Genomic DNA, 25,863 nt, shown 5'->3' on the forward strand with positions numbered 1-25,863 from the left:
GCAAGTGACGGTGAGGTGCCGGACCCGATCGGGAGGAATCACCTATCCGGGTGATGCGCCCGGTGTCGCGAGGGGGGCGAGGAAGGCTTGGGGAGGGTGAGAGGCGGTTGCCGGGTGGACGGAGCGGCCGTGGTGCACGTAACCCCAAAGGGGGACGTCGCACGTATCCTGAGGGCGTTTCCGACTACGAAAGCGGCCAGCCATGCGCGTGTACGTCCCCCTGACGCTCCCCGGTCTCGCAGCGGCGCACAAGGCGGGCGAGATCGGTCCCGGTCCGCTGATCGCCTACGCGGTGACCCCCGGACTGCGCGAGTGGTATGTCTCCGACGACATCGAGGAGCTGGAGTACGCGGCGCTCAACCGGGCCGCTTCCGCCTCGCTGCGTCTTATCGCCGGCAACCCCGACGCGGCCCGGCGGCGGGTCGTCGTCGCCGTCGACGTACCGGACGGCGCGGCCGTGGCCGACCCGGACCGCAGCCTCGACTCGTCGTCGCTCGGCGAGGTGCGGATCGCGTCCTCCGTGGCGCTGACCGAGGCCGCCGCCGTGCATGTCGACGCGGACGACGCGGAGAAGGACGTCACGGCCGCCGCAGCCGCGCTGGGCGCGGCGGACCTCGGTGACGACGACGCGCAGTTCACCGTGGACGGCGCCGAGGACCACGAGCTGCTGTGGTTCGGCATTCAGGAGATTCCAAATCTGATCGGATGAGAGGGGTCGGGCGAGCGGGAAGGGGCCGCCCCCCGCTGCCGGAACGGGTGTCGGACCTGGCGGGTACTTTCTTACGCATGGGGACGCACGGGAAGCACCGCACGCATGTGGTCTGGGACTGGAACGGCACACTGCTCGACGACAACGCCGCGGTCGTCGGCGCGACGAACGCGGCGTTCGGCGAGGTCGGCCTGGAGCCGATCACGCTGGAGCAGTACCGCGAGATGTATTGCATCCCGATCCCCCGCTTCTACGAACGGCTGATGGGCCGGTTGCCCACGGAGGCCGAGTGGGAGCGGATGGACGTGATATTTCACCGGCACTACACCGAGCAGCGGGCCGCCTGCGGGCTCACCGAAGGTGCCGAGGAGCTTCTCGTGCAGTGGCGGCTGGCCGGGCGCAGCCAGTCCCTCCTGAGCATGTACGGACACGACCAGCTGGTCCCCGTGGTCCGGGGGTACGGCATCGAGCGGCACTTCGTACGGGTCGACGGGCGCACCGGACCGTCCGGCGGCAGCAAGGCACGGCACATGGAGCGGCACATTGCCGCGCTGGACGGGGTATCCCCGGAGCACACGGTGGTCATCGGCGACGCGGTGGACGACGCCGTGGCCGCCGCCCATGTCGGGGCGAAGGCCGTGCTCTACACCGGCGGATCGCACAGCAGAGTGAGCCTGGAGGCGGCCGGGGTGCCGGTGGTGGACAGCCTGGCCGAGGCCGCGGACCTTGCCGTGCGGATGACTGGATAAGGGCGCTGGGGCGGGCCCTGGAAGCGCCGTCAGGTGGTGACCGGGGCCTTCGTGCGGAGCACCTTCAGGAATTCGCGCATCCATGCCGAGTGGTCCGGCCATGCGCGGGACGAGATCAGTGTGCCGTCGAGCACCACCTCGTGGTCCTCGAAGGTGGCGCCCGCCGCCTGCATGTCGAGCTCCAGCGCGGGGTACGCGGTGACATGTCGGCCGGCCAGTGCGCCGACCGCCGCCGTCATCAGCGGACCGTGGCAGATCTGGGCCACCGGCCGGTCCGAGTCGAAGAACGCCTTGAGGATCTTGCGGAGCTCGGGGTCGTTGCGCAGATACTCGGGTGCCCGGCCGCCCGGGACGACCAGGGCCACGTAATCTCCGGGGGCCACCTCGGAGAAGGCCAGGTCGGCGGGCCAGGTGTAGCCGGGCTTCTCGGTGTACGTGTCGAAGCCGGGCTCGAAGTCGTGGACCACGAAACGGAGCGTCTTGCGGGCGGGGGCCGCGATGTGGACGTCGTACCCCTCCTCGCGCAGCCGCTGATAGGGATAGAGGACTTCCAGGGACTCGGCGGCGTCGCCGGTGACGATCAGAATCTTCGGTGCCATGGCGGGGCTCCCACGGTTCGTCGGCCTGTTCCGTCTACCAGAGTGCGGCAATACGGGCCGGCGCGCTGTCCAGAGTGTCAAACTTCCGGGCCATCTTTTGTACACATACGGCTCGTGACGGTGACGGGGGCGGGCGAGATAGCCTGGACCCCGTGATCAGCGCGATACGCCTCGGGGGCAGCGAAGCCCCCGGCCTGCGCCCGGAGTGCTACAGCACCCGGGCCATCACTGATCCTCACAGCTCGGACCGACTGCCAAAAATGGCCAATACGGTCCCGGGCATCTCTCATAGCGGCATAGCGTCGAGTCAGACCGGAAACCCCGTGTCGTGGCGATACGTCGTCTTTTTCACCTACGTCACGCAACGGCGCGCGACAGGAGCCAGAGGACATGCAGACCAAGCTGGACGAAGCCAAGGCCGAGCTGCTCGCACGGGCCGCCAAGGTAGCTGACAACAGCCCGGGCGGTGGTGTCGGTGGCCCGGGCGGTACCCCCCGGGTACGTGTCGCGGCCACCGGGGCCGGCGCCACCGGGGCCGAGCAGGAGCGTCCCGGGCATGACGTGCTCCTCGCCTACCTCCAGCGCTACTACCTGCACACCGCTCCGGAGGACGTCGCGGGCCGTGACCCCGTCGACGTCTTCGGCGCCGCCTCCTCCCACTACCGGCTCGCGGAGATGCGCCCGCAGGGCACGGCGAACGTCCGGGTGCACACCCCGACGGTCGAGGAGAACGGCTGGACGTGCAGCCACTCCGTCGTCGAGGTCGTCACCGACGACATGCCGTTCCTGGTCGACTCCGTCACCAACGAGCTGTCCCGGCAGGGGCGCGGCATCCATGTCGTGATCCACCCGCAGGTCGTCGTACGCCGAGACGTCACCGGCAAGCTCATCGAGGTCCTCGCCGAGGGCAACGGCATCTCGACGAGCCCCCAGGGCCGAATGGACGCCAAGGACGCCAAGGGCGCCGCGATCGAGCTGCCGCACGATGCGCTCGTCGAGTCCTGGATCCATGTCGAGATCGACCGCGAGACCGACCGCTCCGACCTCCAGCAGATCGCCGTAGATCTGCTGCGGGTGCTGTCCGACGTACGCGAGACCGTCGAGGACTGGGAGAAGATGCGCGACGCCGCGCTGCGCATCGCCGACGACCTGCCCGGCGAGCCGCTCGACGACCTCGCCGACGAAGAGGTGAACGAGGCCAGGGAGCTGCTGCGCTGGCTCGCCGCCGACCACTTCACCTTCCTCGGCTACCGCGAGTACGAGCTGAAGGAGACCGACGCGCTGGCCGCCGTACCCGGCACCGGCCTCGGCATCCTGCGCTCCGACCCGCACCACAGCGTCGACGAGGCGCACCCCGTCAGCCCGTCCTTCGACCGGCTGCCCGCCGATGTCCGGGCCAAGGCCCGCGAACGCAAGCTCCTCATCCTCACCAAGGCCAACAGCCGGTCGACCGTCCACCGCCCCAGCTACCTCGACTACGTCGGAGTGAAGAAGTTCGACGCCGACGGCAATGTCATCGGTGAGCGCCGCTTCCTCGGACTGTTCTCCTCCGCCGCCTACACGGAGTCAGTGCGCCGGGTGCCCGTCATCCGCCGCAAGGTCGCCGAGGTGCTGGAGGGCGCGGGCTTCTCGCCCAACAGCCATGACGGCCGTGACCTGCTGCAGATCCTGGAGACCTACCCGCGCGACGAGCTGTTCCAGACGCCCGTCGACCAGCTGCGCTCCGTCGTCACCTCCGTGCTGTACCTCCAGGAGCGCCGTCGGCTGCGGCTCTACCTGCGCCAGGACGAGTACGGGCGCTACTACTCCGCGATCGTCTACCTGCCGCGCGACCGCTACACCACCGGTGTACGGCTCCGTCTGATCGACATCCTCAAGGAGGAACTGGGCGGCACCAGCGTCGACTTCACCGCCTGGAACACCGAGTCGATCCTCTCCCGGCTGCACTTCGTCGTCCGGGTCGCACCCGGCACCGAGCTGCCCGACCTCACCGACGCCGAGACCGACCGCATCGAGGCCCGGCTCGTCGAGGCCGCCCGGTCCTGGGCCGACGGCTTCCAGGAAGCGCTCAACGCCGAGTGCGGCGAGGAGCGCGCCGCCGAGCTGCTGCGCAACTACGGCCACTCGTTCCCCGAGGGCTACAAGGCCGACCACTCGCCGCGCTCCGCCGTGGCCGACATGGTCCACCTCGAAGCGCTCAAGAAGGACGAGAAGGACTTCGCTCTCAGCCTGTACGAGCCGGTCGGCGCGGGCCTCGGAGAGCGCCGCTTCAAGATCTACCGGACCGGCGAGCAGGTCTCTCTCTCCGCCGTGCTCCCGGCGCTCCAGCGGCTCGGCGTCGAGGTGGTCGACGAGCGTCCGTACGAGCTGCGCTGCGCGGACCGTACACACGCCTGGATCTACGACTTCGGCCTGCGGATGCCGCAGACCGACGGCAACTACCTCGCCGACGACGCCCGCGACCGGTTCCAGGACGCCTTCGCCGCCGTGTGGACCGGTGAGGCCGAGAACGACGGCTTCAACTCGCTCGTGCTGGGCGCCGGACTGAACTGGCGGCAGGCGATGGTGCTGCGCGCCTACGCGAAGTACCTGCGTCAGGCCGGATCGACCTTCAGCCAGGACTACATGGAGAGCACTCTCCGTAACAATGTCCACACCACCCGGCTGCTGGTCTCGCTCTTCGAGGCGCGGATGTCGCCCGAGCGCCAGCGGGCCGGTACGGAACTGACCGACGGGCTCCTCGAGGAGCTGGACGGGGCCCTCGACCAGGTCGCCTCGCTCGACGAGGACCGGATCCTGCGGTCCTTCCTCACCGTCATCAAGGCCACCCTGCGCACCAACTTCTTCCAGATGGAGGACGGCGGCAGGCCGCACGGTTACGTCTCGATGAAGTTCGACCCGCAGTCCATCCCGGATCTGCCGGCTCCCCGTCCCGCGTTCGAGATCTGGGTCTACTCGCCGCGCGTCGAGGGCGTGCACCTGCGCTTCGGCAAGGTTGCCCGAGGCGGTCTGCGCTGGTCGGACCGGCGCGAGGACTTCCGTACGGAGATCCTCGGCCTGGTCAAGGCACAGATGGTGAAGAACACCGTCATCGTCCCGGTCGGCGCCAAGGGCGGCTTCGTCGCCAAGCAGCTCCCGGACCCGGCCGTCGACCGTGACGCCTGGATGGCCGAGGGCATCGCCTCCTACCGCACGTTCATCTCGGCGCTGCTCGACATCACCGACAACATGGTGGCCGGCGAGGTCGTGCCGCCCAGGGACGTCGTCCGTCACGACGAGGACGACACGTACCTGGTCGTCGCCGCCGACAAGGGCACCGCGAAGTTCTCCGACATCGCCAACGAGGTCGCCGTCTCGTACGGCTTCTGGCTCGGCGACGCGTTCGCCTCCGGCGGTTCCGCCGGTTACGACCACAAGGGCATGGGCATCACCGCCCGCGGCGCCTGGGAATCCGTCAAGCGGCACTTCCGCGAGCTCGGCCACGACACCCAGACCGAGGACTTCACCGTCGTCGGCGTCGGCGACATGTCGGGCGACGTGTTCGGCAACGGCATGCTGCTCTCCGAGCACATCCGGCTTGTCGCCGCCTTCGACCACCGGCACATCTTCATCGACCCGAACCCGGACGCCGCCACCTCGTACGCCGAGCGGCGCCGCCTCTTCGACCTGCCGCGCAGCTCCTGGGCCGACTACAACAAGGACCTGATCTCCGCGGGCGGTGGCATCCACCCGCGCAGCGCCAAGTCCATCCCGGTCAACGCGCACATCCGCGAGGCGCTCGGCATCGAGTCGGGTGTCACGAAGATGACGCCCGCCGAGCTGATGCAGACCATCCTCAAGGCCCGTGTCGACCTGCTGTGGAACGGCGGCATCGGTACGTACATCAAGTCGTCCGCCGAGTCGAACGCGGACGTCGGCGACAAGGCCAACGACGCGATCCGCGTCAACGGCCAGGACCTGCGGGCCAAGGTCGTCGGCGAGGGCGGCAACCTCGGTGCCACCCAGCTCGGCCGGATCGAGTTCGCCCGCAACAGCGGCCGGATCAACACCGACGCGATCGACAACAGCGCCGGTGTGGACACCTCCGACCACGAGGTGAACATCAAGATCCTGCTCAACGGTCTGGTCCGGGACGGCGACATGACCGTCAAGCAGCGCAACAAGCTGCTCGCCGAGATGACCGACGAGATCGGCCGTCTGGTGCTGCGCAACAACTACGCGCAGAACGTGGCGCTCGCCAACGCCACGGCCCAGTCGTCCTCCTTGCTCCACGCCCACCAGCGCTTCATGCGCCGGCTGGTCCGTGACGGAGACCTCGACCGCGGGCTGGAGTTCCTGCCCACCGACCGGCAGATCCGCGAACTGCTGAATGCCGGCAAGGGTCTCAGCCAGCCCGAGCTGGCCGTGCTGCTCGCGTACACGAAGATCACGGCGGCCCGGGAGCTGATCAGGACCAGCCTGCCGGACGACCCGCACCTGCAGAAGCTGCTGCACGCCTACTTCCCGGAGCAACTGCGCGAGCAGTTCCCCGAGGCGGTCGACGGGCACGCGCTGCGTCGCGAGATCATCACCACGGTTTTGGTCAACGACACCGTGAACAGCGGTGGTTCGACCTTCCTGCACCGGCTGCGGGAAGAGACCGGCGCCTCGATCGAGGAGATCGTGCGGGCGCAGTTCGCGGCCCGCGAGATCTTCGGCCTCGGCGAGGTGTGGGACGCCGTCGAGGCGCTCGACAACAAGGTCGCCGCCGATGTGCAGACCCGGATCCGGCTGCACTCGCGTCGGCTCGTCGAGCGCGGCTCGCGCTGGCTGCTCGGCAACCGGCCGCAGCCGCTGGAGATCACCGGCACGATCGACTTCTTCAAGGCGGGTGTCGAGCAGGTCTGGGCCGAGCTGCCCAAGATGCTGATGGGTGCCGACCTGGAGTGGTACCAGTCGATCCTGGACGAACTCACCGAGGCGGGCGTCCCGGGCGAGCTGGCCCAGCGGGTCGCCGGGTTCTCCTCCGCCTTCCCGGCGCTGGACATCGTGGCGATCGCGGAGCGCACCGGCAAGGACCCGCTCTCCGTCGCCGAGGTGTACTACGACCTCGCGGACCGGCTGGGCATCACCCAGCTGATGGACCGGATCATCGAGCTGCCGCGGGCCGACCGCTGGCAGTCCATGGCCCGCGCCTCCATCCGCGAGGACCTGTACGCCGCGCACGCCGCGCTCACCGCGGATGTGCTGTCGGTGGGCAATGGGACCTCCACGCCGGAGGAGCGGTTCAAGGCGTGGGAGGAGAAGAACGCGGCGATCCTGACGCGGTCGCGCTCCACGCTTGAGGAGATTCAGGGGTCGGACGCGTTCGATCTGGCGAACCTGTCGGTGGCCATGCGGACGATGCGGACGTTGCTGCGTACGCACGCGTAGGGGTTGGTGGGGTGGGGCGGCTGCCGGGGGTGCCCGGCAGCCGCCCGGTCCTCGCCGGGCGGCCTTGGCCTGGTCGCCGCCTTGGCCGCGGGGCTCGGGGTTCAGTTCCCGATCGCCGGACAGGCTTGATTGTGGGCTCGGGCGTTGGTGTCGGGTGGCGGACGGGCTTGATCGTGGGCTCGGGCACTCGTCAGTACATCCGGGTCTCCACCGCTGCCGTCGGAGGGGGTGGTTGGCGGTGTTGCCATTACGGGGCGCTCTCCCCGGCCGCTCGCCCGCCGCCCGCGCCGCTACTTCTTGCCGGTGAACTTCTCGTACGCGGCCACGACCTCGGCCGCCGGGCCGTCCATTCGCAGCGTCCCCGCCTCCAGCCAGATCGCCCGGTCACAGGTTTCGGTGATCGACTTGTTGCTGTGGCTGACCAGGAAGACCGTGCCGGCCTCCTTGCGCAGCTCCTTGATCCGTTCCTTGCTGCGCCGCTGGAACCTGGCGTCGCCGGTGGACAGCGCCTCGTCGATCAGGAGGACGTCATGGCTCTTGGCGGCTGCGATCGAGAAGCGTAGCCGGGCGCCCATGCCGGAGGAGTACGTCCGCATCGGCAGGGTGATGAAGTCGCCCTTCTCGTTGATGCCGGAGAAATCGACGATCCCCTGGTAGCGCTCGCGGATCTGGGCCCGCGTCATGCCCATCGCGAGGCCGCCGAGTACGACGTTGCGCTCGCCGGTCAGATCGCTCATCAGTGCCGCGTTCACCCCGAGCAGCGAGGGCTGGCCCTGGGTGTGCACCCGGCCCTTCGTCGCGGGCAGCAGACCGGCGATGGCCTTGAGCAGCGTCGACTTCCCCGAGCCGTTGGATCCGATCAGGCCGATCGCCTCGCCCTTGTACGCGGCGAAGCTCACCCCCTTCACGGCGTGCACCTCGCGCATTCCGGGGGTCCGCCGGCGCGAGACGATCCGGCTGAGCGCCGAGGTGGCGCTGCCCTTTCCGGTCCGGGCGCCGTTGACCTTGTACGTGATGTGGACGTCGTCCACGACGACGGTCGGCACTCGCTCGTTGTAGTCAGTCACGTTGTCAGCCACGTCCGTACCGCTCCTCCGCCTGCCAGAAGTACACGAATCCGCCCACGCCGCACACGAGCGCCCAGCCCGCGGCGATCGCCCACACATGCGGCGGCAGATGGGACGCGCCGAAGCTGTCGATGAGCGCGAACCGCATCAGGTTGATGAAGACGGCCGCCGGATTGCACTCCAGCATCACCATCACGAAGTGCGGAACCCGGTCCCCCTTGAGCATCGTGTCCACGCTCCACATGACGCCCGAGGCGTACATCCAGGTGCGCAGGACGAACGGCATCAGCTGGGCGATGTCCGGCGTCCGGGCGGCCAGCCGTGCCACCACCATGGAGACACCGGTGTTGAACACGGCCTGCAGGATCAGCGCCGGAATCGCCAGCAGCCAGGACGGCTGAGGGAACTGCCCGAACCCCACCAGGATCAGCACCAGCGCGCCCAGCGAGAACATCAGCTGCTGGAGCTGCTGCAGGGCCAGCGCGATCGGCAGCGAGGCGCGCGGGAAGTGCAGGGCACGGACGAGGCCGAGGTTGCCGCTGATCGCGCGGGTGCCCGCAGTGATCGAGCTGCTGGTGAAGGTCCATATGAACACGCCGGTGACGAGGAACGGAACGAAGTCCTCGACGTTGTGCTTGGTGTTCAGCAGGACACCGAAGATGAAGTAGTAGACCGTCGCGTTCAGCAGCGGGGTCATGATCTGCCAGATCTGGCCGAGTTTCGCCTGACTGTACTGGGCGGTCAGCTTGGCGGTGGCGAACGCCGTGATGAAGTGCCGCCGCCCCCACAGCTGCCGAATGTACGCGCCCAGCGAGGGCCGGGCCCCGCTCATGGTCAGTCCGTGCCGGGCGGCGAGCGCGGCGAGCTCACCCGGTGCGTACACCGGGAAGGGCGCACCGGCAGGGGTGTCGGCCGGGGCCGGTGGGGTTGTTGTCTGGCTCACCACGATCGCTTTCGACGGGAGGGCAGGAACACGACGGCCGACGGGACGGAACCGTATCGTCGCAACGCTGAGAGTAGGACGCGTAAGCGTCGCAACGCAACCGTTTCGTCGTTACGGACTATGATTCGGCCATGACCACCGACCCGGGAACCCGCCGCCGTGTCCCCGCCGGAGCCGCTGTGCTGCGCGAGGACGTCACCGATGCGATTCGCAGCGCCGTCTTCGAGGAGCTGGCCGCAGTGGGCTTCGCCCGGATGTCGATCGAGGGGATCGCCCGGCGTGCGGGCGTCGGCAAGACCGCCGTGTACCGCCGCTGGAAGTCCAAGCTGGCCCTGGTCCTCGACCTGGTCTCCGCCGTCGCCGTCCAGGGCATGCCGGCTCCGGCCACCGGTTCGCTGGACGGCGACGTCCGCGCCGTACTGGAGCTCGCCGCCTACGCCCTGCGCCACCCCGTCGCCTCGCAGGTCATCCCGGACCTGCTGGTCGAGGCGGCCCGCAGCCCGGAGATCTCCGACACGATCAAGGCCGCCCTGCTCGATCCCCAGCAGGGCATCGCCGCCGTCGTCGTACGGGACGCCGTGGCGCGCGGCGAGCTGCCCGCGGACAGCGACCCGGACCGTGCGCTGGACCTGATCGTCGGCCCGCTCTACTGGAGGCTCGCCGTCGTCCGGACCCCGCTGCCCAAGGGCTACCTCGACGACCTGGCGACATCCGCGGTCGCCGCGCTCAAGGCCTGAGGAATCAAGAGCTGAGGAATCAAGGGCTGACCCTCAGGTCCCGAGCCCTCAGGGCTTGAGGGCCCTCAAGCCCCGGGCCGTCAAGAGCTGACCCGCGCCCTACCTCTCGGCGAGCAGTCGGTCTGCGACCCGCGCCGCCGCCCCGCCGTCATCCAGGTCGCAGAAGTCACGGCGGAATCTCTCGTACGCCTCCGCGTGCCGGGCCGCCGACGCTGTCAGGGCGCCGGAGTCGCGCAGGATCACGGCGATCTCGTCCGTGCCGACGAGCAGCGGCCCCGGCGCCCGGGTTTCGAAGTCGAGACAGAAACCGCGCACCGTGTCGCGGTAGTGCTCCAGGTCGTAGGTGTGGAAGAGCATCGGGCGGCCCGTGTGCGCGTAGTCGAACATCAGCCCCGCGTAGTCCGTGACCAGCACATCGGCGATCAGCAGCAGCTCCGCGGTGTTCGGGTGCGCCGACACATCACGTACGCCGGGACCCTCGGGCACGCTCCCGGTCACCCGTGGATGACGCCGCACCAGCACGGTGTGGCCGTCGCCCAGGGACCGCGCCAGCGCTGCCAGGTCGAGCGCCGGATCCCAGCGGTAGCGGGGCCGTTCGTCCCCGGTGCCGGACGGGTGGGCCAACTGGTCACGGTAGGTCGGCGCGTACAGCACGACCCGGCGGCCGTCCGGGATGCCGAGCCTGTGCCGTACCCGCTGGGCGGTCTTGGCCCGGTCGGCCGAGAAGAGCAGATCGTTGGCCGGGGAACCCGCTTCCAAAACCTCGCCCCCGTAGCCGAGTGCGCGGCGCAGCAGTGGGGTGGAGTGACGGCTGGGGGAAACCAGGACGGACCACTGGGCCGCCCGGCGCGGCAGCGAGGCGAGGTGGTGGTGGTCGGTGTACAGGGTGCCGTCCAGGTCCGTGCCGAAACGGCCGAGCGGGGTGCCGTGCCAGGTCTGCACGACGATCTGGCCGGGACGCCGCTCGAACCACTCGGGCAGCTGGTCGGCGGTGACGATCCGGCGGGACCGCGCCAGCGCCTCGTACCAGGCGACGCTGTGCTCGATGACCGGGACGGCGGCGGACGGGGCGTGCCCGTGCAGCCCGTCGGTGACCCAGAGATGCTCCGACTCCACGCCCCGGCGCAGGAGTTCGGCGTGGACGGCGCGCGGTGAGTCGCCGCCGGTGTAGAGGACGGCGTCCCGCAGCGGCAGCGCGCGCCGGGTCGGGTAGTGCGTGGTGCGCAGCTCGGCCCGGCGGTACGCGCCCCGCTCGGTGGCCGCGAGTACGGGTCCGGCCTGCACGGTCAGCCGGTCGCCGAACCGGCGGTCCAGGGCGAACTCCCGGCCGGGCGCGGGCGCGGGCGCGGGGGCTTTGGTGTCCGCCCCCGTGCGGCGGAGCGGAAGACGGGCGGTGAGCGCGGTCAGCACACGGACCGGCCGGCCGCCCAGATACGCGTCCCAGCGGCCCTCGTGCAGCCCCGCGGCCACCGAGGGCGCGAGGAACGCGGTGAAGCGGCGCCCCTCGTAAGTCCCCTCGTAAGCCCCCTCGTAGGTCCCTTCGGACGCCCTTGCGCGCGCTTCTTCGGACGCCCTTGCGTGCGCCTCCTTGTACGCCCCTGCGCGCGGCTCCTCGTGCGTGACGGGGACGCTCACCGTCTCGCGCAGCGCCTCGTGCCGCAGTACGAGGTGGGCCGGTCCTTCGTCCTGCCGTACGGCCGCCCCGGCGCCGGTCACCCCCTCCATCCGCAGTGCCCCGTCCGACGTCCACGCCGCCCCGTCCACGAACGGTTGCCCGCTCAGGTCCAGCACCAGCTCGCCCGCCGCATCGGCCACGACCGGCGGCGCCGCCTCCGGGGCCGCGGCGAGCGGCACCCGCGACCCGTCCGCCAGCACCAGCCGCGCCCGCCACCGCCCGCCGGGCTCCGGTTCGACCTCGCGCGGCGCCCGGTGGCGTGCCGCTGGTGCGGCAGCCATCCCGGCGAGGTCGGCGAGCGGAATCCGTACAGTGAAACGGTCGCCGGCCCGGCACTCGACCGGGTGGCCGAACTCCTGGTCCGCCACCCCTTCGCAGGTCAGCACCAGGGCCTTCGGCCGGGAGCCCCCGTACAGCCGTCCGGTCAACTCCAGTTCCGCACCGACGCGATGGGCCTCGCACCGGGCAGGCAGCTGGGCCAGGGTCAGCCGGAGCCGCCCGCCCAGATAGTCGAGCACCGCCCGTCGCCCGTCGCCCAGGTCATGGACGAGCGGCTGGACTGCCCCCGACTCCACGGCACGCACGGCCACCCGGCGGACCGTGCCATGCGTGGCCACCATCATGCCCACCAGCCAGCCACCGGGCCGCAGCCGACGCGTGTCGAGGGTCAGTTCGAAGCCGGAGTGATCGTAACTGTGCAACTGCTGACCCGAGTTGATCGTCGCCTCGGGTGCGGGAACGTTTCGTACCGGCACCGTCCGCAGATGCTGGCCGCGGGTCGCGCGCACCATGCCCACCTTCAGCGAGTGGTGCGGCGCCGTGGCCGGCAGATTGCGGATGTACGCGTAACCGCGCAGCCGCAGTTTTCCGTCGTCGCCCCACTGCGCCTCCAACAGCCGTGCCACGGCCGGGAGATCGGTACGGGCGAGTCGGGTGGTGTCCGGAATGCCGGGGAAACCGGCCTGCCGCCGCCCCGGCACACCGCCGACCGTGAACGTTCCGGCGCCGTTGACCCGTTCGAAGGCGAGCACCGTCAGCAGCTCCGGGAGCCTTCGCTCCTTCACCAGCTGCCATTTGATCCGCAGCTCCACCGGCAGCTCGTGGGCCACGGCCCGGCCCGACCTGGCCGCCCCGTCCATCCGCTCCATCCGGTCCAGGAACGCCCCCGCGTCCGTCATGAACGCGTCCCGGTACTCGGGCCCGCCCATCGCGAGCCCCTCCAGGAAGTACACGAAGTCGTCGCGCAGGCACGAGAGGTCGTAGCGGCGCCGCGCACCACCGTTCGCCACCCCGCCCCGGCCCGCCAGGAACGCGCTGACCTGCTCGCATGCCGAGATCCGGTCCCGTACGCCCTGCACATCCGTACGGCGCCGGGTGATCGACCCCTCCCGCACCCGCCAGTAGTAGACGTGCTCATGCAGCACGTCGACCGAGCCCGCGAGGAAGTGCGCCGGGATCATCACCGGGGTGTCCTCGTAGAGCTTCCCTTCCGGGAAGGCGAAGGCGTGCCGGTCCCAGAAGGAGCGCCGGAACACCTTGTTCCAGGCGACCCGGTCGGCGAGCAGCCGAGGATCGCGGCTGATGTGGGTGCGTGCCCGGGTGCCGGTCAGCCAGCGGTACTGCCAGGCCTGCTGCCGCCCCAGCTCGTTCAGCCGCCACACATTGCCGGTCGCGAGGTCGGAGCCGGTCGACTCCAGCGAGGCCAGCATCCGTTCGTAGGCGTTGTGGACGACGATGTCGTCGCTGTCGACGAACGCCAGATACGGCACGTCCGCCGTGGTGTGCCGCACGCCGGTGTTGCGGGCCGCGCTCAGCCCCGCGTTGGGCTGGCGGACGTAGCGGAAGCGGCGGTCGCGGGCGGCGAACGCCTCGGCGACGGCCGTGCTGCCGTCCGTCGAACCGTCGTCGACGAGGACCACCTCGATGTCGGTGACCGACTGTTCGGCCACCGAGCGCAGGCAGTCCTCCAGATAGTCCTCGACGTTGTGGACCGGGACGACGACACTGAGGCGCGGCTTCATGACCGGTCAACCGGGGCGGACGTCCCGGGTCACCGGCACTGCCCCGAACGGGTGAACACGCGATTCGGTGCGCGGTGAGTGCGCGATTACGCTCGGCTGCCATGCTCCTCAGTGTCGTCGTGCCCGTCCACCGCGCTCAGGGATATCTCAGGGCGACCCTGGAGTCCGTGCTCGGCCAGGTCCCCGGTGAACCGGAACTGCTCGTCGTCGACGACGGATCCCGGGACGGCAGCGCCCACATCGCCGCCGAGTTCGCGGCGCGCGACCTGAAAGTCGGAGTGATCACCTTCCCCGAGCACCGCGGCGCGGGTCCGGCCCGCAACGCAGGGGCGGCCGAGGCGCGCGGCCGGTATCTGCTCTTCCTCGACGGCGACGACCTGCTGCGGCCGGGCGCCCTGGAAGCGATCAGCGGCCGGCCGGCCGCGAGCGAACCGGACGTACTCCTCCTCGGACACGACCGCATCGACTGGTGGGGCGACGTCTCGGCCCCGGGGTCCGTGGCTTCGGCTGCGGGGCGCCCCGGCGACACCCCGGGCGCGGTCGCCACCACCGAGGACGAGCTGCTGGAACTGTTCAGGACGGGCGAGTGGCGCTCGGCGCGGACAGCGGAGCTGCGGGCCGCGTTCCGGGAGCGCTTCTGCCCCTACGACGACGGGCACGCGGCCGAGCGCGTGGTAAGGAGGCTGTTCCTGAGCGACGCGGAGTAGCGAAGTAAGCCCGGCGCAGCCGATGTCACCCGTTCGGGAGCGACCGCAACCGGTGACCACCGGCCCTTCACGGGGTTGAGCCATACGGACAGTCAGGCCCCCGATGAACGGACGTGCTCAACATGTCGCCACGGCTCAGTGTCGTCGTCCCCGTCCACAACGTCGAGCTCTATCTGACGGACTGCCTGAAGTCCCTCGCGGAGCAGACCATGACCGACCTGGAGGTGGTCATGGTCGACGACGGGTCGACCGACAACAGTGCGGCGCTGGCTGCCGAATTCGCCGCACAGGACAGCCGGTTCCGGCTGGTGAGCCAGGCGAACGGCGGACTCGGGCACGCCCGCAACACCGGAGTCCGCAACTGCGCCCCGGGCGCCCGCCATCTCGCCTTCGTGGACAGCGACGACGTGCTCCCGCCCCGCGCGTACGAACTCCTCGTCGGCGCCCTGGACGAGACGGGCTCGGACATCGCGTCCGGCAATGTGCTGCGGCTGCGGACCTCCGGCAAGCTCCAGCAGTCGCCCAACTTCCGCAAGCCCATGGCGACGACCCGGCTGCGCACCCACATCTCCCGCGACTGGGACCTCGCCGCCGACCGGATCGCCTGCAACAAGGTCTTCCGCCGGTCGTTCTGGGACGAGCACGCCTTCGCCTTCCCGGTCGGCGCGCTCTACGAGGACATCCCGGTCGTCCTGCCCGCCCATTTTCTGGCCCGCTCCGTCGATGTGCTGAAGGACGTCGTCTACCACTGGCGCGACCGGGCGGGCTCGATCACCACCCGTCGCGCCGTCGTCCGCGGCGTCCAGGACCGGGCCTCGCACGTGCTGGGTGTCTCCACCTTCCTCGACGAGCACCGCGGTTCCGCCGACAAACGGCAGTACGACGCGCACGTCCTCGCCCACGACCTCTGGTATTTCATGGAGGCGCTGCCCGACGGCGACGAGGAGTACCGGCGGGCCTTCCTCACGTACGCCAACGAGTTCACCGACCAGGTCGACCCGGCCGTCCTCGACGCGCTCCCGCTGCGGCTGCGCCTGATGTGGCACCTCGTGCGCGAACGGCGGACCGACGAACTGCTGGCGCTGCTCGCCTTCGACAAGGCCGAACCGGGAGCGTTCGCGGTACGGGGCGTGCGCCGCCGCAGTGCCTCCTTCCCGGCCCTCACCCGGCCTGTGCCGCGCTCGGTGCTGCGGGTCACCGACCGGGACCTGCCGCTCACCGCCCGGCTGCGGGACGCCCACTGGCAGGGCGGCAAGCTGCACCTCAAGGGGTACGCGTACCTCCGGAACCTGCCCGCCATCTCACGCGGCAGCGAGTTCCGGGCCGGCTGGCTGCGGGCGGGGCGCCGGCACGTGGTGCCGCTCCGGCTGCGTACGGTCGTCGAACCGGAGGCCACCGCCCGGTCCCGGCAGAGCCTGCACGACTACGACCGGTCCGGCTTCGAGACCGTCATCGACCCGGCCAGACTTCGCATCGACGCGGGCGGCAGCGTCGAGCGGCTCACCTGGCGCCTGGAGATCGGCATCGCCGGGCACGGCATGCTGCGCCGCTCCGACGTCTCGACGAACGAGGCGGCCGCACCGCCGCCCGTGCACCGGCCCGACGGCGATCACCGGATCGTGCCCGCCTTCGAAAGCGGCAGGCTCGTGCTGCACGCCGAGCGGATCGACGCCCGCTTCGAGACGCACCGCGCGGGCGACACGGGCGACGGTGCCGCCACTGTGGTGATCGACGGCATGATCCGCGACCGCCTCGGCAAGGGCCCGCTGCGCCTCGCGCTCACCCACCGGGCCTCCGGCACCTCCTTCGACTGTCCGGTGAGCGTGCACGAGGGAGCCGTGCCTTCGGCCGCGGGATGGCGGCGCTTCACCGCCGATGTCCCGCTCGGCGCCTTCCTCGACGCCCGGCAGCGTACGGGGGAGGGGGCGGCGCCCGCGCAGGTGTCGTACAGCCTGCATCTCGTCGGTCCGGACGGGCGCAGGACACCGGTCGATGTGCCGGGTCCCGTACTGCCGGGCCGCTACCCGCTGGGCGGAGACGGCGACGAGCGGCGCGAACTCGGTCTCACCGCCAGTTCCCGAGGCAATCTGCTGATCAGCGACCGCACCGTACAGCCCGCCGTCGACCTGGCGACCTGGACGGAGGACGGACAACTCCTCCTGGAGGGCACCTTCCCCGACGACCCGGAACGGCCCGTCGAACTGGTGGCCCGGCACAGTGGACACGGCGAGGAGGCGGTCTTCCCCCTCACCTGCTCCGGGTCCGCCGGGACGCGGCGGTTCAGGGCCGTGCTCCAGCCGGACGCCGTCGAGGGACCCGGCGGGAAACTGCCGCTGGGCGAGGGCCACTGGTATCTCTTCCTCCGCGAGAAGGGCGCGAGCAACGACCCGTACGACGCCCCGCTGCGCATCCCGGCCGCAGCCCACCGCACCCTGCCCGCCGCCCGCACCCTCACGGGCCGGAAGTACCTCATCGAACGGCGCCACCACGACCAGTTGCTGATCAACTGTGCCTCCGTGCTCACCGCCGGGGAACGCGGGGCGCGCGGCCGGCGCCTGCTGCGCGAGGTGTACCGGAGCCGGCGCTCCGTACCCCTGCGCGACACCGTGCTGTACAGCAGCTTCGACGGCCGCCAGTACTCCGACTCGCCGCGCGCGATCCATGAGGAAGTGGCCCGTCGGGAAGCCGAGTTGGAGCATCTGTGGGTGGTGTGCGACCAGCAGGCCCGTATTCCGGCGGGCGCCACATCCGTCGAGCACGGCTCCGCCGCCTGGTACGAGGCGCTGGCCCGCAGCCGTCACATCGTCACCAACACCCAGCTGCCGGAGTGGTTCGAGCGGCGCGAGGGCCAGTGCGTCGTCCAGACCTGGCACGGCACTCCTCTCAAGCGCATCGGCCTCGACCTTGCGGGCACCGACCGGGCCAATGCCGCCTATATCGCCACCATCGAGCGGCGCGCCCGTCAGTGGAGCGTCCTGGTCTCCCCGAACCGCTTCTCCACGCCCGTCCTGCGGCGCTCGTTCGGCTACCGGGGCGAGGTCCTGGAGTGCGGCTATCCCCGCAGCGACCTGTTCCACGCCTTGGACCGGACCAAGGTTGCCGCGGCGGTACGGGAGCGGCTCGCCATCCCCGACGGCAAGCGGGTCGTGCTGTACGCCCCGACCTGGCGCGAGGACCGGCCGCAGGGCGGCGGCCGCTACGCCCTCGACCTCCAGCTCGACCTGGCCGCCGCCGAACGCGAACTCGGCGCGGAAACCGTCCTGTTGGTGCGCCGCCACTATCTGGTTACCGACCGGCTCCCGGACAGCGGCAGCGGCTTCGTCCGTGACGTCTCGCGCTACGGGGACGTCGGCGAGCTGATGCTGATCAGTGACGCGCTGGTCACCGACTACTCCTCGCTGATGTTCGACTTCGCCCAGACCGGCCGCCCGATGCTCTTCCACACCTACGACCTGGCGCACTACCGCGACACTCTGCGCGGCTTCTGCTTCGACTTCGAGGCCCGCGCCCCCGGCCCCCTGATCCCCGGCTCCGCCGGACTCGTCGAGGCGCTGCGCGACCCGGAGCGGGCCACCCGAGGACACGCGCAGGCGTACGAGGCATTTCGGCGGGACTTCTGCGACTTGGACGACGGACACGCGGCGGCGAGGGTGGTCGACCGGATGTTCCAGGACCACCACGCCCCGTCTGAACCATTCGAGTGATTCAGTAATTCGGACGTTTGCGCAGACAAGCAGGGCTTTGAAGTCGCGATCCAGATAAGTATGGTTATCAGTGCGTTGCTCGGAGTCCTCGGGTTGCTACGTTCTGCTTTCATGGGGATCCGAATGCGGTGCGAAACCTGGGACGTACGACGGGCGAGGGCGGTGGTGCTCATTGCTGCAGCCGCCGGTCTCCTGACCCGAATGCTGATCGCGGCAAATATGCCGGGCCCGGCCGACGTGCGAATCTTTCAAGGTTTCGCACAGGCCATCGTGCGTTACGGCCCCATTCGGATTTACGAACAGCCTTTGCCGGGACTTCCCGTCTACAACCACCCGCCACTGGCCGGCTGGATGCTCCTCGGCCTGAACGAACTCTCCGAACTCGGCATTCCGTTCGGGGTGCTGATCAGATCGCCTGCCTCGATCGCCGACTTCTTCTGCGCACTCGTCGTGTTCGAGATCGTTCGCCGACGCAGCTCCGTCGCCATGGCGGTCGCCTGCGGGGTGGGCGTGGCCGTCAGCCCCGTGCTGATCGCCACTTCCGGCTATCACGGAAACACGGACGCGGTCGCCATCACCTTCGCCCTGGCCGCCGCCCATCTGCTCGTGGACCGGAAGTCCCCCCTGGCCGCCGGGGTGAGTGCCGCGCTGTCGATCAGCGTCAAGTTCATCCCGGTGGTGGTGATCCCGGCGCTGTTCCTCGTCGCGCTGCGGGCGGGCCGGCCGGCCCTCATCCGGTTCACCGCCGGGTTCACCGCCCTGGTCGCCCTCGTCTGGGGACCGGTCCTGGTGACCGTGCCGCAGAACCTCAAGGAGAACGTCCTGGAGTACGCGGGCGGCAGCTACCGCCTCTGGGGCCTCGTCCGGTTCGCCGAGGTGCTCGGCCTGCCGGAGTCGTTCATCACCTTCATCCAGGGCGAGGGCCACTTCCTTTTCGTACTGGCCTGTGTGGTGGCCGGGGTCTGGCTCGCCCGGCTGCGGCCCGCGCAACTGCCCGCGGTCGTCGCCGTCACGATGGGCCTCCTGCTGCTGCTCTCCACGGCGTCCGCCCTGCAGTACCTGACCTGGGCGGCTGCCGGCCTGTTCGTCATCGGGTTCTGGGAAGGCGCCGCGTACAACTGTCTGCTCGGCCTGACGGCGGTCCTGGGCTACCAGGGGCGCTCCGCCGTGCGCTGGAGCGAAACGGTGCTGCACTTCGGCGAGGCCGGCTGGTTCGTCCTCGCCGCCGGCCTCGTCAGCGGCATCCGCAAGATCCTCGCCGCGCGGCCGGCCGCACTCCCGCAACCCCCCGATGGGCGGACCTCGGTCACGGCACCTTGCACCTCGCGGCCCACCGGTTCCGCCGTCAACTGACCGCCCCTCCCGAGCACCGAGCACCGAGCACAACTGGAGAACGCCCCGTGAAGGTAAGCCCGAGCCCCAGGATCGGCATCCTGGTGGTCGCGTACAACGCCGAGACGACGCTGGAGAGGACCCTCGACCGCATTCCGGAAGACTTCCGGTCCAAGGTCGCCGAGGTCCTGATTCTCGACGACGCGAGCCATGACGCGACCTTCACCGCGGGCTGCCGCTGGTCGCAGACGGAGGGAATGCCGCGGACCGTGGTGATGCGGCACACCAAGAACCTCGGATACGGCGGAAACCAGAAGGCCGGATACGCGCTGGCCGCCGAACACGGACTCGACATCATCGTGCTGCTGCACGGCGACGGGCAGTACGCCCCCGAATTCCTGCCCGACATGGTCGCACCGATCGAGCGCGGCGAATGCGAGGCCGTGTTCGGGTCACGGATGATGAAATCCGGGTCGGCCCTCAAGGGTGGCATGCCTATGTACAAATGGCTCGGCAACCGTATTCTCACCCGCCTGGAGAACGCCCTCCTCGGCTCGCATCTCACCGAATTCCACTCCGGATACCGGGCCTACAGCGTCGCCGCACTCAAGAAGCTGCCGATCCACCGGAACACCGACGCGTTCGACTTCGACACCCAGATCATCGTCCAGCTGCTCAACGAAGGAATGCGGATCAAGGAGATCCCCGTCCCCACCTACTACGGCGACGAGATCTGCTACGTCAACGGCATGAAATATGCGAAGGACGTCGTCAAGGACGTCCTCGAATACCGGCTCGCCGTCAAGGGATTCGGCACCTGCGCCTGGATCCCCAAGCCGGTCGAGTACGCGTTCAAGGAGGGCGACGGTTCCTCGCACGCCGTCATCCTGGAGAAGATGCGCAGCCTCCCGCCCGGCAAGGTCCTCGACCTCGGCTGCTCCGGCGGCCTGTTCGCACAGCGCCTCGAAGCCCTCGGCCACGAAGTGACGGGCGTGGACTACGTCGAGGTCCCCGGCGTACGCGAGAAATGCACCCGTTTCCACCTCGCCGACCTGGAGGAGGGACTGCCCGAAGAGATCGGCGCCGACTACGACTACGTCGTCGCCGGCGATGTCATCGAGCATCTCTCCCGCCCGGAGCGCGTGCTCGCCGAGGTCGCCACCGTGCTGCGGCCCGGCGGTCATGTGCTGCTCTCCGTACCGAACTTCAGCCACTGGTACTCGCGGCTTCGGGTCGCGCTCGGCGTCTTCGACTACGACCGGCGCGGCATCCTCGACGAAACACATCTGCGCTTCTTCACCCGGGCCAGCCTGCGCCGCACGGTCAGGAACGCGGGCTACGACGTCCTCCACATCACCTCCACCGGGGCCCCGTTCTGGGCGCTGCTCGGTGGCGGACCGCTCCCCGCGGTGCTCGGCGGAGTGTCGAAGCTGCTCACCCGGATCCGGCCGACGCTGTTCGGCTATCAGCACGTCGCACTGCTCACCCCGCATGCGGCCGAGACGATCATCGCTGGAGAGCACGTCGATGTACAGGACATCCTCAACCGACAGTACGCCTCCGCCGACCGGGTCGGCGTCTGAGGCCGCCCTCCCCCGTCCCACCCCCGCCCTGGCGTCCGAAACCCCGTCCGCCGCAGTCAGGAGCAAGGCCTTGACCCTCCCCAGTCTGATGCTGCTGCTGTTCGCCGTGTTCTCGTCGGCGGGCGGCCAGATCATGCTCAAACACGGGATGAAGGGCGCCGCGGCCGCCGCCGCCCAGGGCGGCGGCTCCGTCGCCGTGCGTGCCGCGACCAGCCCCTGGGTCGTCCTCGGCCTGGTGGTCTTCGCGGTGTCCGCCCTCGCCTGGATGACCACCCTGGCCAAGGTGCCGCTGTCCATCGCCTACCCGTTCAACGCCCTCGGCTATCTGCTGATCGTGCTGGCCGGGGCGACCGTGCTGCACGAGCGGACCTCGATGTGGACCTGGGGCGGCTCGCTGCTCGTGATCGTCGGCCTCGCCACGGTGATGGCGGGCCAGCAACGCTGAGGGCGCGTGGTCGGACGGGCCACGTCCTCAGGCCTGTCCGCCGACCGGCGCCGCCTCGCCCAGCAACACCTGCCGCACCACCCGCTCCGCCGCGCGCCCGTCGCCGTACGGGCAGAACCGGGCCCGGAACGCGGCCCGCAGCGCCTCGTTCGCCGGGCTCTTCCAGCGGCCGTCGAGGAAGATCCGGGCCAGCTCGTCCGTATCGGTGGTACGCCAAAGCGGGGCAAACTCGCGAAAAGGCAGGTGGGGCAGTCCTGTTGTGGTGAACAGGACTGCCCCGTATGGACGTGCAACCGTGCGTACTACTTCACCGCGCCCGCCATCACGCCGGAGACGAACTGACGCTGGAAGGCGAAGAAGACCGCCAGCGGAATCACCATCGACACGAAGGCGCCGGGCGCCAGCACATCGATGTTGTTGCCGAACTGCCGTACCTGCTGCTGCAGGGCCACCGTGATCGGCGGGGAGCCGGAGTCCGCGAAGATCAGCGCGACCAGCATGTCGTTCCACACCCAGAGGAACTGGAAGATACCGAGCGAGGCGATCGCCGGACCGCCCAGCGGCATCACGACCCGGGTGAAGAGCCGGATCTCGCCCGCCCCGTCGAGCCGGGCCGCCTCCAGCAGCTCCCTCGGGATCTCCGCGAAGAAGTTCCGCAGCAGGAAGATGGCGAAGGGCAGGCCGAAGGCCGTGTGGAAGATGATCACGCCGAAGGTCGTCTCGAAGATCCCGACCGTGCCGAAGAGCTTGGAGACCGGGACCAGGGCGACCTGCACCGGCACCACCAACAGCCCCACGACCACGAGGAACCACCAGTCGCGGCCGGGGAATTCCATCCACGCGAAGGCGTATCCGGCCAGTGAGCCGATCACGACGACCAGGACGGTCGCCGGGACAGTGATCAGGACCGTGCTGAGGAGGGAGTGGGTGATGGTCGAATTGTCCAGCAGCCGGGAGTAGTTGTCGAAGGTGAGCTGGGACGGGACCGTGAAGACCTTCCACCAGCCGGTCGACGCGATGTCGTCCGCGCCGCGCAGCGAGGACAGCAGCAGCCCGATGGTCGGCATCAGCCAGAACAGGCCCACCAGGATGAGGAAGACCCGCATCGCACCGCCGCCGGTGCGGGCGGCGATGCGTGCGCCGAGGGACTGCTCGGCCTTCACCGGTCCGGTCACGGCCGTCGTGTTCGCGGCCGTGTTCGATGCTGTCGTCATCGGCGCCCCTCCTTCCGGATCCGGCGGATGTTGCTGTGCCGTCCCGGGGGACAACCCCCGGACCCCCGGCAGGGGGTGGCGGTCGTGTTCGACGCTCTCCTCATCGGCGCCCCTCCTTCCGGATCCGGCGGATGTTGAAGAACATCACCGGGAGTACCAGCAGCAGCAGGAGTACGGCGATGGCGCTGCCGATCCCGAGGTCCGCGTCCGTGCCGAACGAGGACCGGTAGAGCTGGAGCGCCAGCACATTCGCGTCGTCCTGCGAGGAGCCCGGCGCGATGATGAAGACCAGGTCGAAAATCTTCAGGACGTTGATCATCAACGTGACCAGCACCACCGCGAGAACGGGCGCGAGCATCGGCACCGTGATCCGGCGGAACACCTGCCACTCGTTCGCGCCGTCCACCCGGGCCGCTTCGAGGAGCTCACGCGGCAGGCCCGCCAGGCCCGCTGCGATCAGCACCATCGCGAACCCGGCCCACATCCAGACGTAGGAGCCGATGATCCCCGGTGTGACGAGGGTCGGGCCGAGCCACTCGACTCCGTTGTACGGCTCCTTGAAGTTGGAGGCGGGAAGCCGGAGTTCGGCGCCGTCGGCCGAAGCAGGCAGGGTGAACGTACCGTCCGCGCCCGCCGTCGCCGAGGCGACCACCTTGCCGTCCCTGACCGCCTCGACCTTGATGCCCTTGAGCCCCAGCTCCTTGGCGTCGATGACGTTGGGCCGGCCGCCGCCGCCCCTGGTGAAGTCCAGCCACGCGGTACCGGTGATCTTCCCGGCCCCCGCCGCGACGGCCTTCGCGGGCTTCGCGTCCGTCGGCATCTTCGCCGGTGCCACACCGACCAGCGGCAGCTGCACCGGCTGTCCGGCCCGCACCGGCGCCTTGGTGACGAACGCGCCGCCGCCGACTGCCTTGAGCGGGTGGACGGGCAGCGGATGCGCCTTCGGGTAGCCGGCCGACTCGGAGAACGTGTCGTGCACACCCACCCATACGGCGTTGGCGACCCCGCGCTCCGGGGCGGCGTCGTACACCAGCCGGAAGATGATGCCGGCGGCGAGCATGGAGATCGCCATCGGCATGAAGACGATCAGCTTGAACGCCGTACCCCAGCTGATCCGCTCGGTCAGCACCGCGAAGATCAGCCCGAGGGCCGTGGAGATCGTCGGCGCGAGCACCACCCAGATCGCGTTGTTCTTCACCGCCGTACGGATGGTGTCGTCCGTGAACAGTGCCTTGTAGTTGTCGAGTCCGGCGAAGCCCGTACCCGACTGGTCGAAGAACGACCGGTAGACGGAGTACACGATCGGATAGACCACGAGCGCACCCAGCAGCACCAGCGCGGGCGCCAGGAAGAGCGCCGCGATGGCCCGGCGGGTGCCGGTCACACTTCTGCGGCTGCGTCCCGGACCACCGGCCGAGACGTCGGACGGCTTCCTGGGCGCGGGCAGCGACGGCGGTCCGGACGGATGATTGTCGGCGGGGGGCACCGCGTCGGCGCCCCCCGCTGCGGCTGTCGTCATCCCGTCAGCTCTTGTACGCCTTGGCCGCGTCGGACTCCAGCTTCGCTTGAGTCCCCGCGATGTCCTTCGGGTTCTTCAGGAAGTCCTGGAGGGTCTTCCACTCGCCCTTCCCGGGTGTCCCGCCGAACGACTGCGGGGCCTGGTCGGACATGTCGAACCGGACGGCGTCCCCCGCCGCGATCAGTGCCTTCGCCATGGTGCGCTGCACCTCGTTCGGGTACGCGGCGGCGTCCAGGGCCTTGTTCGGCGAGATGAACCCGCCCTGCTCGGCCATGATCTTTGCCGCGTCGGTCGAGCCCAGCCAGGTCAGCAGGGCCTGGGCGCCCTTGCCGTCCTTCAGCGCCACCGCGGCGTCGCCGCCTGTCACCACGGGCGACTCGGCGCCGACCGCGGGGAACGGGAACACCTTGGCGTCGGTCCCGATCTTCGCTTTCGTCTGCGCGATGTTGACGCCCACGAAGTCACCCTCGAAGACCATCGCAGCCTTGGGCTGGTCACCACCGGTGAACGTCTGGGTGACCGAGGCCGGGAACTCCGTCTGCAGTGCACCGTCGGCGCCGCCCGCGATCAGTGACGGCTTGCCGAAGAGCTGCGCGAGCGTGGTCAGCGCGTCCTTGACGGACGGGTCCGTCCACTTGATCTCGTGCTGGGCCAACTGGTCGTACTTCTCCGGGCCCGCCTGGGAGAGATAGATGTTCTCGAACCAGTCGGTGAGGGTCCAGCCGTCCGCGCCGCCGACCGAGACCGGGGTGACGCCCGAGGCGGAGACCGTCTCGGCCGTCGCCAGGAAGTCCTTCCAGGTCTTCGGCTCGGCTGCGCCCGCGTTTTCGAACGCCTTGGCGTTGTACCAGATCAGGGACTTGTTGGCGGCTTTGAAGTAGACGCCGTACTGCGTGCCGTCCACCGCACCGAGGTCCTGCCAGACCTTCGAGTAGTTCTTGGCCAGCTGGGCCTTGGCCTCGGCTCCGACCGGCTTGGCCCACTTCTTCGCAGCGGCCTGCTGGATCGCGCCGACCTGCGGGATCATCGCGACGTCCGGCGGCTGGCCGCCCGCGATCTTCGTACCGAGGAAGTTGACGATCGGATCCTGCGCCGGGACGAAGGTGACCGTCGCCCCCGTGCGGTTCTCGAACTCCTTGAGGACCTTGACGAAGTTGGCCTGCTCGACTCCGGTCCAGACCGCCGCGACCGAGAGTTTCTCGCCGTCCAGTTTCGGTAATGCGACGCTCGACGAGCTCTCCTTGCCGCCCCCGGAGCCCTTGTCGGACTTGTCTTTTCCGCCGCCGTCATCTCCGCAACCGGTGAGGGCCAGTGCGCCGATGGCGGTGAACGTCATGGCGGCCCTGCTGATCCGAAGGGTTGTGCGCATCGCTGCCCCGTCTCCTACATCGTTGTGTGCGCACAGTCCTATGCCCGGTGTGGGGCGCCGCAATACCGCTTCTTGTGT

General features: G+C 69.7%; 17 protein-coding genes. 9 read left to right on the forward strand and 8 right to left on the reverse strand.

Features of this window, described 5'->3' with window-relative positions; translation table 11 throughout:
- Positions 1-202: 202 nt before the first annotated feature.
- On the forward strand, positions 203-709 hold the full coding sequence (locus tag ACZ3IC_RS17765) for a DUF6912 family protein (protein ID WP_467417239.1): 507 nt from the start codon (positions 203-205) through the stop codon (positions 707-709).
- A 77-nt stretch (positions 710-786) separates the two neighbouring features.
- Positions 787-1,458: an HAD family hydrolase gene (locus ACZ3IC_RS17770; protein WP_467417241.1), complete on the forward strand. Its 672-nt coding sequence runs from the start codon at positions 787-789 to the stop codon at positions 1,456-1,458.
- Between the two features lie 29 nt (positions 1,459-1,487).
- On the opposite strand, the gene ACZ3IC_RS17775 is transcribed toward ACZ3IC_RS17770, so the two are convergent.
- Positions 1,488-2,057, reverse strand: a complete 570-nt coding sequence (locus ACZ3IC_RS17775; protein WP_467417243.1) for a DJ-1/PfpI family protein — start codon at positions 2,055-2,057, stop codon at positions 1,488-1,490.
- A 390-nt stretch (positions 2,058-2,447) separates the two neighbouring features.
- Between ACZ3IC_RS17775 and ACZ3IC_RS17780 the strand changes: the two genes are divergently transcribed.
- Positions 2,448-7,469: an NAD-glutamate dehydrogenase gene (locus ACZ3IC_RS17780; RefSeq protein ID WP_467417245.1), complete on the forward strand. Its 5,022-nt coding sequence runs from the start codon at positions 2,448-2,450 to the stop codon at positions 7,467-7,469.
- Positions 7,470-7,759: 290 nt separating this feature from the next.
- Here the strand turns inward: ACZ3IC_RS17780 and ACZ3IC_RS17785 are convergent, their stop codons facing one another.
- Positions 7,760-8,548, reverse strand: a complete 789-nt coding sequence (locus ACZ3IC_RS17785) for an ABC transporter ATP-binding protein (RefSeq protein WP_467417246.1) — start codon at positions 8,546-8,548, stop codon at positions 7,760-7,762.
- Entirely contained in the window at positions 8,541-9,482 is a 942-nt protein-coding gene (locus ACZ3IC_RS17790; protein WP_467417247.1) for an ABC transporter permease, read from the reverse strand. Before ACZ3IC_RS17790 ends, ACZ3IC_RS17785 begins: the two co-directional genes overlap by 8 nt.
- A 128-nt stretch (positions 9,483-9,610) precedes the next feature.
- Here ACZ3IC_RS17790 and ACZ3IC_RS17795 point away from each other — a divergent pair, with 128 nt between their 5' ends.
- Positions 9,611-10,216 (forward strand): TetR/AcrR family transcriptional regulator, encoded by a 606-nt coding sequence (locus ACZ3IC_RS17795; protein ID WP_467417249.1) that lies wholly within the window; start codon positions 9,611-9,613, stop codon positions 10,214-10,216.
- A gap of 99 nt (positions 10,217-10,315) precedes the next feature.
- Here ACZ3IC_RS17795 and ACZ3IC_RS17800 read toward each other — a convergent pair whose 3' ends face one another.
- Positions 10,316-13,912, reverse strand: coding sequence for a bifunctional glycosyltransferase/CDP-glycerol:glycerophosphate glycerophosphotransferase (locus tag ACZ3IC_RS17800; RefSeq protein WP_467417251.1), 3,597 nt, complete (start codon positions 13,910-13,912; stop codon positions 10,316-10,318).
- Between the two features lie 101 nt (positions 13,913-14,013).
- Here ACZ3IC_RS17800 and ACZ3IC_RS17805 point away from each other — a divergent pair, with 101 nt between their 5' ends.
- From ACZ3IC_RS17805 to ACZ3IC_RS17825, 5 genes are all read left to right on the forward strand, one after another.
- Complete coding sequence (locus ACZ3IC_RS17805) at positions 14,014-14,619, forward strand: glycosyltransferase family 2 protein (RefSeq protein WP_467417252.1); 606 nt, start codon at positions 14,014-14,016, stop codon at positions 14,617-14,619.
- Between the two features lie 122 nt (positions 14,620-14,741).
- Positions 14,742-18,323 (forward strand): bifunctional glycosyltransferase/CDP-glycerol:glycerophosphate glycerophosphotransferase, encoded by a 3,582-nt coding sequence (locus ACZ3IC_RS17810; protein WP_467417254.1) that lies wholly within the window; start codon positions 14,742-14,744, stop codon positions 18,321-18,323.
- A gap of 306 nt (positions 18,324-18,629) precedes the next feature.
- Positions 18,630-19,676 (forward strand): glycosyltransferase family 39 protein, encoded by a 1,047-nt coding sequence (locus tag ACZ3IC_RS17815; protein ID WP_467417255.1) that lies wholly within the window; start codon positions 18,630-18,632, stop codon positions 19,674-19,676.
- A gap of 47 nt (positions 19,677-19,723) precedes the next feature.
- On the forward strand, positions 19,724-21,238 hold the full coding sequence (locus ACZ3IC_RS17820; protein ID WP_467417256.1) for a methyltransferase domain-containing protein: 1,515 nt from the start codon (positions 19,724-19,726) through the stop codon (positions 21,236-21,238).
- A 70-nt stretch (positions 21,239-21,308) separates the two neighbouring features.
- A complete protein-coding gene (locus ACZ3IC_RS17825; protein WP_467417258.1) occupies positions 21,309-21,683 on the forward strand; it encodes a DMT family transporter in 375 nt (124 codons plus the stop codon).
- Between the two features lie 27 nt (positions 21,684-21,710).
- Here the strand turns inward: ACZ3IC_RS17825 and ACZ3IC_RS17830 are convergent, their stop codons facing one another.
- The 4 genes from ACZ3IC_RS17830 to ACZ3IC_RS17845 form a co-directional block, all read right to left on the reverse strand.
- Positions 21,711-21,953, reverse strand: coding sequence for a CDP-glycerol glycerophosphotransferase family protein (locus ACZ3IC_RS17830; RefSeq protein WP_467417571.1), 243 nt, complete (start codon positions 21,951-21,953; stop codon positions 21,711-21,713).
- A 32-nt stretch (positions 21,954-21,985) separates the two neighbouring features.
- Complete coding sequence (locus ACZ3IC_RS17835) at positions 21,986-22,897, reverse strand: carbohydrate ABC transporter permease (RefSeq protein ID WP_467417260.1); 912 nt, start codon at positions 22,895-22,897, stop codon at positions 21,986-21,988.
- A 100-nt stretch (positions 22,898-22,997) separates the two neighbouring features.
- Positions 22,998-24,416: a carbohydrate ABC transporter permease gene (locus tag ACZ3IC_RS17840; RefSeq protein WP_467417261.1), complete on the reverse strand. Its 1,419-nt coding sequence runs from the start codon at positions 24,414-24,416 to the stop codon at positions 22,998-23,000.
- A 4-nt stretch (positions 24,417-24,420) separates the two neighbouring features.
- A complete protein-coding gene (locus tag ACZ3IC_RS17845; RefSeq protein ID WP_467417263.1) occupies positions 24,421-25,785 on the reverse strand; it encodes an ABC transporter substrate-binding protein in 1,365 nt (454 codons plus the stop codon).
- Positions 25,786-25,863 lie beyond the last annotated feature (78 nt).

The organism is Streptomyces sp. NPDC002958 (assembly GCF_055563255.1).

Bases quoted from the DNA above. Each gene is read 5' to 3' on its own strand.
- ACZ3IC_RS17765 (WP_467417239.1), top strand. From the start codon at position 203: ATGCGCGTGTACGTCCCCCTGACGCTCCCCGGTCTCGCAGCGGCGCAC.
- ACZ3IC_RS17770 (WP_467417241.1), top strand. From the start codon at position 787: ATGGGGACGCACGGGAAGCACCGCACGCATGTGGTCTGGGACTGGAAC.
- ACZ3IC_RS17775 (WP_467417243.1), bottom strand. From the start codon at position 2,057: ATGGCACCGAAGATTCTGATCGTCACCGGCGACGCCGCCGAGTCCCTG.
- ACZ3IC_RS17780 (WP_467417245.1), top strand. From the start codon at position 2,448: ATGCAGACCAAGCTGGACGAAGCCAAGGCCGAGCTGCTCGCACGGGCC.
- ACZ3IC_RS17795 (WP_467417249.1), top strand. From the start codon at position 9,611: ATGACCACCGACCCGGGAACCCGCCGCCGTGTCCCCGCCGGAGCCGCT.
- ACZ3IC_RS17800 (WP_467417251.1), bottom strand. From the start codon at position 13,912: ATGAAGCCGCGCCTCAGTGTCGTCGTCCCGGTCCACAACGTCGAGGAC.
- ACZ3IC_RS17805 (WP_467417252.1), top strand. From the start codon at position 14,014: ATGCTCCTCAGTGTCGTCGTGCCCGTCCACCGCGCTCAGGGATATCTC.
- ACZ3IC_RS17810 (WP_467417254.1), top strand. From the start codon at position 14,742: ATGTCGCCACGGCTCAGTGTCGTCGTCCCCGTCCACAACGTCGAGCTC.
- ACZ3IC_RS17835 (WP_467417260.1), bottom strand. From the start codon at position 22,897: ATGACGACAGCATCGAACACGGCCGCGAACACGACGGCCGTGACCGGA.
- ACZ3IC_RS17840 (WP_467417261.1), bottom strand. From the start codon at position 24,416: ATGACGACAGCCGCAGCGGGGGGCGCCGACGCGGTGCCCCCCGCCGAC.
- ACZ3IC_RS17845 (WP_467417263.1), bottom strand. From the start codon at position 25,785: ATGCGCACAACCCTTCGGATCAGCAGGGCCGCCATGACGTTCACCGCC.